Source organism: Corallococcus sp. AB032C, assembly GCF_003668935.1.
GTDB lineage: Bacteria > Myxococcota > Myxococcia > Myxococcales > Myxococcaceae > Corallococcus > Corallococcus exiguus.
Map to the genome: position 1 here is coordinate 1 of NZ_RAWP01000064.1, position 12840 is coordinate 12840.

Annotated in this window: 8 protein-coding genes; 1 reads left to right on the plus strand and 7 read right to left on the minus strand. The window is 71.8% G+C overall.

The features are described 5' to 3' along the window. From D7X99_RS25525 to D7X99_RS25550, 6 genes are all read right to left on the minus strand, one after another. Positions 1 to 2256 (minus strand): hypothetical protein (locus D7X99_RS25525; protein ID WP_121780051.1); only part of this gene is annotated, 2256 nt, incomplete at its 3' end. A gap of 3 nt (positions 2257 to 2259) precedes the next feature. After that, complete coding sequence (locus D7X99_RS25530; RefSeq protein ID WP_121780052.1) at positions 2260 to 6975, minus strand: MG2 domain-containing protein; 4716 nt, start codon at positions 6973 to 6975, stop codon at positions 2260 to 2262. After that, the gene (locus D7X99_RS25535; protein WP_121780053.1) at positions 6972 to 8570 is read right to left on the minus strand and encodes a hypothetical protein; all 1599 of its coding nucleotides are present in this window, start codon (positions 8568 to 8570) and stop codon (positions 6972 to 6974) included. The genes D7X99_RS25530 and D7X99_RS25535 overlap by 4 nt, the downstream gene beginning before the upstream one ends. After that, positions 8567 to 9199 (minus strand): DUF1175 family protein, encoded by a 633-nt coding sequence (locus D7X99_RS25540; RefSeq protein WP_121780054.1) that lies wholly within the window; start codon positions 9197 to 9199, stop codon positions 8567 to 8569. Before D7X99_RS25540 ends, D7X99_RS25535 begins: the two co-directional genes overlap by 4 nt. A 30-nt stretch (positions 9200 to 9229) precedes the next feature. Beyond that, positions 9230 to 10138, minus strand: a complete 909-nt coding sequence (locus tag D7X99_RS25545; RefSeq protein WP_121780055.1) for a DUF2135 domain-containing protein — start codon at positions 10136 to 10138, stop codon at positions 9230 to 9232. A 247-nt stretch (positions 10139 to 10385) separates the two neighbouring features. Further along, a complete protein-coding gene (locus D7X99_RS25550; RefSeq protein WP_121780056.1) occupies positions 10386 to 10793 on the minus strand; it encodes a low molecular weight phosphatase family protein in 408 nt (135 codons plus the stop codon). Positions 10794 to 11001: 208 nt separating this feature from the next. Here D7X99_RS25550 and D7X99_RS25555 point away from each other — a divergent pair, with 208 nt between their 5' ends. Further along, positions 11002 to 11925, plus strand: a complete 924-nt coding sequence (locus D7X99_RS25555) for a TerC/Alx family metal homeostasis membrane protein (protein ID WP_121780057.1) — start codon at positions 11002 to 11004, stop codon at positions 11923 to 11925. A 3-nt stretch (positions 11926 to 11928) separates the two neighbouring features. On the opposite strand, the gene D7X99_RS25560 is transcribed toward D7X99_RS25555, so the two are convergent. Then, positions 11929 to 12744, minus strand: a complete 816-nt coding sequence (locus D7X99_RS25560) for a hypothetical protein (RefSeq protein ID WP_121780058.1) — start codon at positions 12742 to 12744, stop codon at positions 11929 to 11931. Positions 12745 to 12840 lie beyond the last annotated feature (96 nt).

Sequence of the window (12840 nt, forward strand, 5' to 3'; positions counted from 1 at the left end):
GGGGGTGGGAGACCGGGTGTCCCAGGCTCCAAAGGCGCGCTCCAGGAGGGCGTCGCTGGAGAGGCCGGGACTGGCCTTGGCGGCTTCCACGTCCAGGCCCTCGCCGTGGCCTCGGCCCTGACCTTCGAAGAGGACCTGGGGTCCGTCGAAGGAGGCTCGCTGGGGGCAGGACGGGAGCTTCAAGCCGGCGCGCAGCGTGTCGCACGGGAGGGAGCGCGCGTCCTCGTAGGGCGCGGCGGGGGTGCCTTCGGTGCGCAGGTAGCGCACGCGGCCGGACTCGAAGCGCAGGGAGACGAGGTTCGTGCCCAGCAGGGCCTCCACCTCGGTCCGGGTGCGGGCTTCGCGCCACGGGGTGTCGCCGCCCTGCGAGAACGTGAGCCAGACGTCCCACTTCAAGGCTGGGAGCTGGAGGGCGCGGGTCTCTTCCGGGCGGATGCGCACGGTGCCTCGGAAGGCCTGGCAGTGGGTGGTGTCGCAGAGGGCGCGGCCGGGGTGGCGGGTGTCGGCGTGGCGCTCGTTGTGCGCGGCGACGCGGGCCAGCGCGACGCGGGCTTCGCCCTTGAGCGTGACGTCCTCGGCGGCGACGACTCCCGCGGTGTACTGCACGCGCGTGGTGCGGAAGACGAAGTCGGAGCCGCGCCGGGCCTTGAGGGCGCTGGGCGTGGTGGGCACGCCGGGTGGCGGGCGATACGGCGGAGGCGTGGACCAGGTGAAGACGCCCGCGTAGTCGCGGCCACCATCGGGGCCATCCGGGAAGCGTACGCGCCACGGACTGCCCAGGCAGACGGCGGGGCCCTTCGCGGTGAGCGCGTCCAGGCGCGAGAAGTCCGGTGGCGCGGCGCGTGGGGTGCCGTCATCGAGCGAGAAGCCGGCGCCCGAGCAGCGGGCCTCCACGGTCGCGGAGGGCAACAGGCCGAGCACCTGCACTCGCGCGGCCTCCAGTCCCGCCTGGCGGCGCACGCGGGTGAGGAGCGCGGGGAGCTCATCCACGAAGTGCCGGGGCATCTTGCCGGGCCGCACGATGACGGCGACGAGGTCCGCGTCCACGGCGGCGATCCATCCGAACTGCGGGCGGCTCGCGGCGTCGCGCACGGTGCCCGTCTTGGTGGCGACGCCCTTGAGGGCCTTCGACGTGGAGAGGCCGCTGAGCGTGCCTTCGTCCACGTTGCCGGTGAGGAGCGCGAGCACATCCGGCCGCGCCTCCGCGAGCAGCCGGTATGCCTGCGCCATGCCCCACGGAGACAGCCCATGCGCGGAGCGGAGCCCGATGGCCTCCGTCATGTCCGAGGGCAGACCGGTGAGCCCCACTGCGGACAGCACCGGGCCCCAGACACCAAAGGCCTTCGGCGCGAGGCCCGTGGCCTCCCAGTCCAGGAACCAGCCGTTGCACGAGCGCAGGAGCGCGAGCCGCGCATCCACCTTCGGAGGCAGGCCCGCGCCGCAAGCCCACTCCTGCACGCCCTGGCGCGGCGCGAGCAGTGGGGGCGCATCTTCGTTCGAGGCAAGAGCCGTCCCCGCCGCGTACAGGAACGGCTTGAGCGCGGAGCCATAGGGCACCGCGCGACGCACGTCGCCCTCCGAGAACAACACCTCTCCCGAGTGCCGGCTCACCACCACCGTGGCCGACTCGGGCGCGAGCAGCGCCACGTCGGCCAGCTCCTCCACCGTCAGGGGCGCTGCCCATCGCGCTCCGTCATGACACTGGCGCAGCCTGCGAGTCAGCGCGGCGGGAAACCCCGTGTGCTCACCCAGGATGCGCGCGAGTCCCTTCCTCGCCCGAGGCGTGTCCACCGCTGGCGCGCTCGCCACCTCCTTCGCCGCGCGCGACAGCGATTGATAGGGACCGTCACGCCACGCGGGCAGCTCACCGCTCACCGTCAGCGCGAAGGCTTCGTGGAAGAGCCGGTCCTCACTGGACGCGGGACAGGCCCACCACAGCAACTGGTGCGCCAGCTCATGCCGCAGCGCCGTGCGCGTCTTCGCGTCCAGCACGCCGGGCGTGTTCTGCCGCAGCTCCACCACGCCGGGCCGGCCCTGCGCGTTGCGCTCGGGAGTCAGCGACGTGCCCTTCTGAATCGTCACGGTGGCGGGGGCCCTCGTGGGAAGGCCACCCGCCTGCGCCGCGTACTGCGTCTCCAGCGACGTCCAGGCGGCCTGGGCCTCACGGCGCAGGTCCGCCTCTGGCGTCACATCCCCCCGCGTGACGAAGGTGGGCGAAGCCGACAACAGCACGGCGACGGCGACGGCCCACCCCATGGGCTACAGGTCACTCACGGACGTCTTCGAGGGCACCACCTTCAACACGTCCGACGCCGTGCGGCCCCGGATGCGCGCCGAGTACATGTCCTCGATGGTCGCGGGCGGCGCCGCGAACGTGCCCGCGAACTGCGCGCGCATCACGTAGCCCACCGTGCGCGGACTGTCGCTCCACCACGCCGGCTCCTCGAAGAAGAACGTCGCATGCGAGGGGTCCAACTGCCGGCGCTTGAGCGCCTCCGGAGCCAGCGGCAGCGAGTGCGGCGGACCGCGGAAGGACTTGTCCTCCTGGAGCGGAACGAAGCCCGCCGGCACCGCGTCCTCCACCACGTAGTACGCCGAGCGCGCCCGGTTCTCCCCGCGCGCGTCCAGCGTCAGCTCCACGTAGACCTCTTCGCCCTGCGTCACCTGCACGCCCGCGTCCAGCTTCACCTTCCCGCCCTCGCGCAGCACGTAGTACGCGCGCACCACGGACATCCCGTTCACGCGCGGCTGCACGTCCTTGAGCGGCGTCATCGCGGCGGCGCGCAGCGTGGCCACGCCGTCGAAGCCACCCACGTCCACCGTGCGAGTCCCCGCCGGCAGCGTGGCCACCAGGCCCATGCCGCGCGCCGAGAACTTCACCGGCGCCGAAGCGCCCTTCACCTCCGGCGGCGCCATGCCCTTGAACGCCTTCGCGTCGCGCTCCACCAGCCAGAGCGAGTGCAACAGCGCCGTGCTCCGGTCGAAGGTGGACAGGCCCGGCTCGCTCAGCATCTCCAGGATGCGCTTGCGCGCGCGCGTGACATCCAGCGACCCGAACGACGCCGCGTGCGCGGTGATGGCGGTGAGGCCCACGCGCCGCAGCGGGAAGCGGTAGAACGCCTCGGACATCTCCGCGTCGCTCCGGAGCCCCGCGAGCTTCGCGAAGCCCTCGCCGCTCTCCTTCACCAGCCCCTGGATGCGCCCCTGGAGGCCGGGCTCCTTCATCACGCCCGCCTTCTCCGCGGCCAGCACCGCGAGCGCCAACGGGTACAAATCCCCCGGCTTCGCGGCCTCCACCAGCGCGCGCACCCGAGCCGCCTGACGCGGACCCTGCAGGCGCGCGAGCACGTAGGCGCGCGTCGCGTCGTACTCCGTCGACAGGCCCTCCTGCGCCTCCAGCCACTTCGCGCTCTCCTGGATGCGCGCGTCGTCGCGGTCCACCAGCCCCGCTTCGGACGCGTACGCCAGGCCGTCCAGCGCGATGAGCGTGAGCGGCAGGCTGGGCTCGCTGTAGCCGCCGAACCAGGTGAAGCCACCGCCCTTCACCGCCAGCCCCAGGATGCGGGCCGTGCCCTGCACGGAGCGGCTGCGCGCCTCCGCCAGCAGCGCCTGCGAGTCCGTGTCGAGCTTGTCCAGCGCGCCCGCCTTCTGGAGCACCTGGTACACCGCCACGTTGGGCACCGTCGTGGAGACCAGCTGCTCCAGGCACCCGTACGGATACGTGAGCAGCTCGCGCACGTTGGAGAGCACCGCGTCCACCGTGGACGGCTGGAGCACCAGCTCCACGCGCGTCAACGCGGACGCCTCCGGGGCCTCCAGCGCCAGCGCGCCGCCGCCCCACGCGCTCACCTGCACCGCGTCCTCCACGGCGGCCGGGGCCACGTCGAAGCGCTTCAGGTCGCGCAGAGGATCCTTGCCGCCCACCACGTCCACGGAGAGCTCCGCGGGGCCCGTCTTCGACGCGTGCAGCGTCACCGGAACCACCTGCTCGCCGCCCTCGCCCAGCTCCACCTTGCGCTGGAGCGCGTCCGCCTGGAGCGCGCCGCCCGGCTGCAACCGCACGTCCAGCACCTGGCTGCCCTTGGACTTCGTCCCCGCGGCCAGCCGCACGGACGCGAGCGCCTCGTCGCCCTCGCGCAGGAACTGCGGCAGCGCCGCGTAGACGTTCAGCCCGCCGCGCGTGGCGAACTCCGCCGTGCCTTCACCGAAGCGGCCGGACGTGTCCGCCGCCACCGCCGTCACCACCCACAGCGTCTGGTTGGAGGGCAGCGTGAAGCGCACCGTCGCGCGCCCGTCCCGGTCCGTCACCACCGCGGGGTCCCAGTGCGCCGTGTCCTTCTCCAGGTCCTTCGCGCTGCGGGTGGGCGGCTTGATGGACGCGAACGCGTGGTCGGGCAGCCCCGCCATCTTGCGCGCCAGCTGCTCGCCGTAGCCGTAGCCCTGGAACTCCGCCGAGTAGAAGTTCGTCACGTTGTCGCGCGCCGGCGGATAGAAGAAGTCCAGCACGCCAGGGCGGAACTCGGACTGGATGGCGTAGACGGCCTTGTCCACCACGCCCACGGACAGCTGCGCGGACACGCCGTTGCCGTCGCTATCGGTGACGCGCACGTCGATGGCCTGCTCCGTGAGCGGCAGCGCCTCCGCGCGGCGAGGCTGCAGCGCCACCGTGAGCGTGCGCTCCTTGGGCACCACGCGGAACGCCACCGTGCGCTCCTCCCAGCGGCCCGTCGCCGTGGGGTACGCCACGGACGCGTACACCGCGCTGCCGAAGCGCTTCTCCACCGGGAAGGAGTGCACCAGCGTGCGGCCCTTCAACCGCACCACCGCGGTGCCGTACAGGTTCGCGCCCGTCAGCGTCACCCACACGGGCCCCACGTCCTTGCCGTCCTGGCCCCAGCCGTCCGGCATGAGCGCCACCAGCTTCGCGCTGTCCCCCGGCTCCAGCGTGCCGGACAGCGACGCGAGCGTGAGGTTGGGCACCTGCGCCACGGGCTCGTCCGCGCCGCCGATGACGAGCAGCGACTCCTCGCCCGTCCACTCCTCGCCCTTCTTGTCCTTCACCGTCACGCGAGCAAGCACCCGGCCCACGTCCGTGGTGGGCACCTTCTGGCGCGACGTGCCGTCCTGCTGCGTGGTGAAGGTCTGCGTGCCCAGCGTCTTCTCGCTGCCGTCCGCGCGGACCAGCACGAAGTCCACCTCGCCCGTGGTGACGCCGTAGCCCTTGCCGGACAGCGTGGTGGCGCGCACGGACAGCTGCGCGTCCGAGCCCTTCTGCACCACCGCGTCCGAGAACCGCGCCACGCCCAGCACCTCCACCTTCGACAGGAAGAAGGCGGCGGTGCCGGTGGCGAACGTCTCCTGATCATCCCGCGCGCGCACGGTGAGGCTGTAGCGGTACGGCAGCCGGTCCTCGCCCGCGCCGAGCGGGGGTACGGCGACCTCCACCTGGGCCTCGCCCTCCGCGTCGAACTCGCTCGCGGAGGACCACGGGTCGCCCGCGGCCTGGCGCTCCGCGATGGACGAGTACAGCCGCTCCGGCACGCTCAGCTTGCCCTCGCTGCTGGAGGCCGAGCCGTACGTCACCGCGCTGCCCTGGCCGCCGCGGCCGGAGTCGTCCACCCACGCGGGCGCGTCCAGCAGGCTGCGGTAGAGGAACACCTCGTACTTCGCGCCCTTGGGAACGCCGCCCGCGTAGCGGCGCGCGCGCACCGTCACGCTCACCGTCTGGCCGGGCACCACCGTCTCCGACGCGGGCTGCACCTCCAGGTAGAACGTGGGCTTCACGTAGTCCTGCACGCGCGCCTCGCCCTGGTGGGGGTGCTCGTCCAGGTCCGCCTCGATGCGCAGCACGCCCGTGCCCAGGTCGGCCGGCACCTTCAGCGTGCCGTTGAACGCGCCGAACTCATCCACCGCCGCGCGAGTGATGATTTCACGGCCCTCCTGCGACATCAGCTTCACGCGCACGTCGCGCTTCTTCGGCGTGAAGAGCCGCGCGAGGAACGTGTCCGGCTGACGGACGAGCCCGCGGAACTTCACCTCGTTGCCCGGCTTGTAGACGGGCCGGTCGCTGTAGATGAACACGTCCGGCGCCACCGCCAGCGTGGAGTAGAAGTCCGTGTCCACGATGGCCGTGTCCTTCCCGGACGTCACCGTCGCGATGATGCGCGGCTCCGTCACCGCCAGCGTCACCTCGCCCTTGTCGTCCGTGGTGCCCGCGGGGCCCTTGCCCGTGGGCAGGTACACCTGCACCTGCGCCTTCGCGCGCGGCTGCTGATCCCGTCCCGCCACACGCACCAGCACCTGGCCGTCGGTCTGCTTGAGCTGCACGGTGACGTCGCTGACGACGAGCACCACCTGCCCCTCCACCCGGCCCTGCACCAGCTGGAGCACATAGGTGCCCGCGGGCAGCGGCGCGAGCAGCACGCGGCGCTCCTGGAAGCCGCTGCTTCGGTCACCCGTGTCGAAGCCCGGCACGTTGAAGTCCCGGTTCTCGCCGCCCAGGTCCAGGTTGAGCCACTGGCTGCGCACCACGGAGAAGCCCGGCGGCGTGCCCACCAGCTTCTCCGGCCCCTCGGCCACCTTCGCCAGCGGCTCGCTGGACGAGGACTCTCCCGGCGGCGGCGGCAGCGACGTCCCCACCTCCTGGCGGAAGTCGGGCGACAGCGCCTCCATCAGCACGATGCCCGGCGAGCGCACCGCGTTGAGGCCGCGGCTCAGGCCACGGCCCGGGTTGAGCAACGTGGGCGGCGTCTCGTACGCGCGCCGCAGGTCGCCCTGCGCGCGGATGAACGCGTCCAGGTTCGCGGGCTGGAGCACGCGCAGCTCGACGGGGCCCTTGTCCTCGAAGGCGACGTCCACCGCCACCGGCTCACTGCTGCCGTAGGAGCGGGGGACGGTGATGTAGAGCGGCTTGGCCAGCGCCACGCCGGACAACAGGAGCGCGGCCAATGCCGCGAAACGCACGAAGGTCTTCATGTCCCGAACCCTTCCGACAGCATGACGTAGCCCTGCACGTTGCCGCGGAAGCCCAGGTACGGCAGGGCCTCCAGGTCGCGGCGGGCCGCTTCGATTTCAGGGGGCAGCGCCTTGGGCAGGGGCGACGAGCGGTCCACGCGCGCTTCGGACGTGTAGCCGTCCATGGCGAGCCCGCTGAACAGCCGTCCCATGTTGACGCCCAGCACCACCGTGGAGGGCGCGCGCAGCCCCGCCACCACGGGGCCCGCTGCGTTGAGCATGTTGGGCGCGCGGCCTTCGCACGCCTTCTGGAGCCGCTCCACCTCCTGCTGGCTCGTGGCCAGCACCACGTGCTTGCACAGCGTGGTGCTCACCATCGTCCGCGCGCCGCCGGAGAACAGCGCGCCGAGTCCCTCCTCGTCCTTCTCATCGCCCCACAGCAGGGCCAGTTCCGGCTCCATCGAGGAGCTGCCACGCGGCGTCCACGCCAGGGCCACCTGGCGCGTGCGCGTGCGGGGCTTGCCCTCGCCCTTCCAGAAGTCCTTGAGCTGCGCGGGCTCCAGCGACTCCGGCAGCGTGAGCTGGAACGCGAGCAGCACCGGCGTGTCCTCCGGCACCAGCTTGAGCAGGTCGTCGGAGAGGGGTTTGCCATCATAGGTGTGCCCGTCCGGGCTGAGCTTCCCGGCGATGCCCTTCGCCACCAGCCGGTCGCCGTCCACGCGCAGCTGCAGCCGCGTGTCCTCGCCCAGGCCCAGCACGTGGGTGAAGAGCTGCGCCTCGCGGCCGTAGGCGTCCGCATTGAAGCCCACCTCCACGTCCACGTCGCGCTCCGCCTCCAGCTCCGGCAGCGACAGGCAGAGCGCCTGGAGCACCACCACCGGGTGGCGCGACAGCACCAGCCGGTCCTTCGCGCGCGCGGCCCACACCGTCTGCTCGGCGACGAGCCAGCGCGACAGGTGGAAGCCGCCGTCGGGGGCCTTCTCCATGCCGAAGGGGCAGCGGTCCGCGACCATCTCCCCGCGCTTCGCCACGGAGTCCAGCGCGTCCCACGCCGCCTGCGACGTCTTGTTCGCCTTGGGGACGATGAGCGCGGGCGTGCCCACGCGCGCGTCGCCGGAGAACCACACCGTGCGGAACGGCGTGTCGAGCAGCTGCCCGACGACGACGTCCAGCACCGCGCCCTTGAAGGACGCATTGAGGTCGGTGCCGGTGGAGCCCAGGAACGCGGCCCAGCCGCTCGCGAAGCCCTGGCCCAGCGGCTTCTCCCACTGCGCCTTCAGCCACGCGTTGCGAGCCAGCGCGTCGCGCACCTTCGCGGGCGAGTGCACGTCCACCCAGATGGCGGGGAGCGCCGCGGCGCCGGGCACCTCCATCTTCGTGGAGGACGCCTCCGGCATGCCCTCCACGGTGGCGCCCGCGGACGGCGGACCCTTGGGCTCACCGGAGGAGAAGGCGGGGCCGGAGCCGCCGCCACCGCCGCTGCTCTTGCGGCCGATGACGAAGGCCCCCACGCCCACGCCCACGACAATGGCGCCGATGAGCGCGATGCGCACGGCGGACGAGGGGCCCTTGCCTCCGCCTCCAGCGGGGGGCGGCGGGCTCACGGGAGACGTCATGACATCCACTCCTTGAAGCGGAAGAAGCCGAGGAAGGAAGCGTTGGCCGGCACGGGGCGCCACTCCAGCGGCGCCTCGGTGGCGAGTGAGTCCAGGATGCCGGTGCGCACGCGCGCTCCAGCCTCACCGGGGTGGTAGACGACGCGCGCGGGTGCATGGGCCCGGTCCTCCGGGCGCACCACGAGCATCAGGTGGAAGACGGGGCCCGCGTCGTGCTCCTGGCGGAAGGCCACCACGTCCCCGGTGCGAAGCTGCTCGCGCGCGTCCACGCCCCGGCCCAGCGGAACGAAGCTGCGGCTGATCAGCGTCTCCGCGTCCGCGAAGTCGGAAGGTCCGCCGCGCGTGTCCTTCCACAGCGGAGAGGCGAGGCGCTCAGAAGCCACGCGCCGGTACGCCGTGCGGTACGCGTAGCGGATGAGGCCCGCGCAGTCGCGCTGCGCCGGCTGCCACGCGGCGTCCGGAGCCTTCACCTGCGCGAGCGCCACCTGCGCGACCTCCCGGCGGAGCAGCCGCGCGCGAGTCTCCTGAGCCACGGGCTCCGACGTGATGACCGCGCCTTCACTCGCGGGGGCCGTCCCGGAAGAAGCGGGAGCGGCGTTCAACAACAACGTGAGCATCAGGACGCGCATGGCGGGGCCGAGCCGGGAGCGCCGGTCGCTTCAGTAGCCTTCGTCCCCTTCGCCGCCACCGCCGTCACCACTCTTCTGGAGCTCCTTGACCGCCTCCTCCAGATTGGTGGGCCAGCCGTTCCCCTTGGGCTTCGGATCTGCGGACGGCACGTACACCTCCGCCTGCCCGTCCCCCAGGACGTTCACCCACGCGAGCACGCGCGTCGTGCCAGGCGTCGCCAGCGGGATGCGCACGCGGCGGCGGACCTCGCCCGGCGTGCCCTCGAAGAGCGCCAGGTTGAGCGTGGCCACCGTGTGCGCCTTGTCGCCGCTGGGCCAGTAGTTCGTCGCCACCAGGTACACGCCCGTCGGCGGCGCGCGGTGGATGTAGAGGTACGGGCCGTACGCCGGCTGGTCGAAGTCGCCGCCCTGCTCGTTGAGGAAGAACGTGCCGCCGGACGGGCTCTCCGTGTTCGCCCAGTACACGTGCGCCATGGACGTCACGTCCAGCGTGTCGCCCGCGCTGCTCGCGTCCGTGGGCTCGTAGATGTGCAGGTCCGTGTAGACGCCGTCCGTGTCGCTCGTGAGGATGGCCTTGAGCGGCACCGAGGGAACCTGCGCGTAGCTCGTCGCCTGCGCGCGCGCCGTGCCACCCTTGTTGGTGGCCATCACCGTCACCACGTTCTTGCCGCTGGCCGCGGGGAACTTGCGGCTGAAGCGCCCGCCTTGCGTGCGCATCAGGTAGCGGTCGCCGTTGATGGACACGACCACCGGATCCACCGAGGGGTCGCTCACCGTGCCTTCAATCTTCAGCATCCGGTCCACCGTCCACCCGCCGGACGGCGCGCTCAACACCACCTTGGGAACCGTGTCGCCCCGGCCAATGGGCACGCCCTGTTGGCGGGCGGAGACCGACGGCGCCGTCTGCGTGAGCAGCCCGGCGAGAAGGACGGAGAGCATGGTGGAGCCTGCGAACCTGAAGGTGAGCTGCGCGAACCGCGTGTCCGCGAAGGGACACAGCGTGCGGCAAGCCCCTACCCCTTTTCAAGCCACCCGGCCCCCACCGGCGCCAAGGCCCGGGAAGCCCCCCCGCCGCGACGCTGGACGTCGCGGCCTTCGCCTCCCTCCCTCGTGAGTCCGTCCGCCCGGCATTCGGGCCCGGACACCCACGGTCACGCGTCAGAAGGGCCCTGCCTGCCGCACCCGACTACGCCGGGCGCTCCCAGCCGTGGCGGTTCACGAAGTCCGACACCATGGCGGCCGTCGTGTCGCGGATCTTCTCCACGTCCGTCGCGGACTTGCCCACCGTGTCCTCCATGGGCCAGTCCTCGCGCTTCTGGTCCGTCACCGACGGCGCGTCCGGCAGCCCGCCCAGCGTCACCAGGATCTGCGCGCTGTTCGCCAGCTCCGGAGTCAGGCGCTGCGGCTTCGCGTCGCCCAGGTCCACGCCCATCTCCTTCATGGTCGCGAGCACCTCGGGATGCAGACGCTCGGCCGGCTGCGTTCCCGCTGAAATCGCGCGCGCCTTCGCCGGGTCCGCCAGCAGGTTGAAGAAGGCCGCCGCGATCTGCGAACGACCCGCGTTGTGCGTACAAGCGAAGATGACCGTGTTCATCGCACCGCCTTTGGAGTGTTGAGAATCATGATGTTCCTGGGCTTCCTGGGAAGTATCACATCCTGAGTGGGGAAGAGGACAACGCTCGCCCTCGCCCATCACGTCCCCCCGACAAGCGGTGTCATCACGACGGATATGGGTAGGATTTGACTCCGCGAGAACCCTTCTCTCGGTCGGAAGCCGGGGGGATGCCTAGGTTGGTGGGGTCATGCAAAGCACCCCTTCCTGGGCCTGGATCGTCTTCTGGGCGCTGCTCCTGGCGCTGCTGGTGGTGGACCTGCTGGCGCACCGGGGAGGGCGGGGCCAGTCGCGGCGCGCGGCGGTGCTGTGGAGCCTGGCGTGGGTGGGGCTGGGCCTGGGCTTCTGCGGCTTCGTGTGGGTGACGTTGGGCAGTGAGCGCGGCCACGAGTACCTGGCGGCGTGGCTCATCGAGAAGAGCCTGAGCCTGGACAACGTCTTCGTCTTCCTCGTCATCTTCCGCAGCCTGAGCGTGCCCCAGCGCTACCAGCACGAGGTGCTCTTCCTGGGCATCTTCGGCGCGCTGGTGTTCCGGGCCCTGTTCATCTTCGTGGGGGCGGCGGCGCTGCAGCGCTGGGGCTGGGTGTCGTACGTCTTCGGCGCCATCCTGCTCATCACCGCGTGGCGCGTCTTCCGCGAGGACCCGTCGAAGCAGGAGGACAACCGCGTCGTGGGCTGGCTGGCCAGGAAGCTGCCGGTGACGGACCAGGTGGAGGGGCCGCACTTCCTGGTGAAGCACCAGGGCCGCAGGCTGGCCACGCCGCTGCTGCTGGCGCTCGTGGGCCTGGAGGTGACGGACATCCTGTTCGCGGTGGACTCGGTGCCGGCGGCGTTCTCCGTCACCACCGACACGTTCATCCTCTACAGCTCCAACGCCTTCGCCATCCTGGGGCTGCGCGCGCTCTACCTCGTCATCGCCGGGGCCGTGGGGCAGCTGAAGTACCTGCACTACGGGCTGGCGGGGGTGCTGGCGTTCGCGGGCGTGAAGATGGTCGTGGAGACGTGGGTGCACATCCCGCCGCTCCTGTCGGTGGCCATCATCGTGACGGTGATTGGCGGGGCGGTGGGCGCGAGCCTGGCGCACCGCCGGTCCGTGCGCCAGGTGGAGGCCTGACGCTCAGGGCGTGGGCAGGCCCGCGGTGCCGCCGACCATCAGGGGCTTCGACAGGAGCTGGTCGAACGTGGGGTTCGCCGCCTTCGTGATGCGCGCCGCATGCTTCTTCAGGAGGGAGGCGTTGGCGTCCTTCACGTCCTTGCCCGAGGCGGCCTCCAACTGGGTGATGTACTTGCGCAGCCCGGCGCGGCGCTGCTCCAGTTGCAGCCGCTCCGCCTCGCTGAGCTTCGGGTCCTCCAGCTGCGGCGCAATCGCGGCGAGCTGCTCCTCCAGGAGCGCGATGTTCGCGGGGTCGGACGGCTGGGACACCGTCGACACGCCCGCGTCCGGCGCGGCCACGGGCTCCGGATACACGATGGCGGAGAGGCGGCCGAACTCCTGGGGCGACATGCCTCGCGCCTCCAGGTTCAGCAGGAAGGAGGCCTGGGCCTTGCCCAGCATGCGCATGGAGGCGCCCGCGGCCCGGAGCTTCGCGCTGCGGGTTCCGCCGGTGAGCTCCTTGCCGTACTTCTCGACGTACTCCAGGGACTCCTTCTGGAGCACGTCGTAGGCGGGCAGGGTCGCCTCCCGCACCGCGAGGTAGGACTCCAGCCGCGCCTCGTCCAGCTTCAGCACCTTGCCCGCGTCAGGCGGCTGGAAGGGGAAGCGAGCGTTGAGCTCCGCGGTCTTCAGGGCGCGCTCCTGGGACTTCATCAGCGTGGCCACGCCGGCGCCGTCCATCTGGCGGTCCGCCCAGTAGCCCGTCGCGACCAGGCCTCCACCCACGAGGAGCAACCCGCCGACACCCAACCCCAGCCCGAGGATCCACTTCTTGTTCATGGCGCCGCTCCGCTCTCCTTCCGGAAGGCGGGGCCCGCCCGCCGCCGGAGCCCCTTTGCTACCCGGGCCGTCCCTGGAGGGCAAGCGCGCCCGGGA

What these genes read in the sequence shown, in the direction of transcription:
- D7X99_RS25530 (WP_121780052.1), bottom strand. Translation starts at nt 6,975, where the DNA reads ATGAAGACCTTCGTGCGTTTCGCGGCATTGGCCGCGCTCCTGTTGTCC.
- D7X99_RS25535 (WP_121780053.1), bottom strand. Translation starts at nt 8,570, where the DNA reads ATGACGTCTCCCGTGAGCCCGCCGCCCCCCGCTGGAGGCGGAGGCAAG.
- D7X99_RS25540 (WP_121780054.1), bottom strand. Translation starts at nt 9,199, where the DNA reads ATGCGCGTCCTGATGCTCACGTTGTTGTTGAACGCCGCTCCCGCTTCT.
- D7X99_RS25545 (WP_121780055.1), bottom strand. Translation starts at nt 10,138, where the DNA reads ATGCTCTCCGTCCTTCTCGCCGGGCTGCTCACGCAGACGGCGCCGTCG.
- D7X99_RS25550 (WP_121780056.1), bottom strand. Translation starts at nt 10,793, where the DNA reads ATGAACACGGTCATCTTCGCTTGTACGCACAACGCGGGTCGTTCGCAG.
- D7X99_RS25555 (WP_121780057.1), top strand. Translation starts at nt 11,002, where the DNA reads ATGCAAAGCACCCCTTCCTGGGCCTGGATCGTCTTCTGGGCGCTGCTC.
- D7X99_RS25560 (WP_121780058.1), bottom strand. Translation starts at nt 12,744, where the DNA reads ATGAACAAGAAGTGGATCCTCGGGCTGGGGTTGGGTGTCGGCGGGTTG.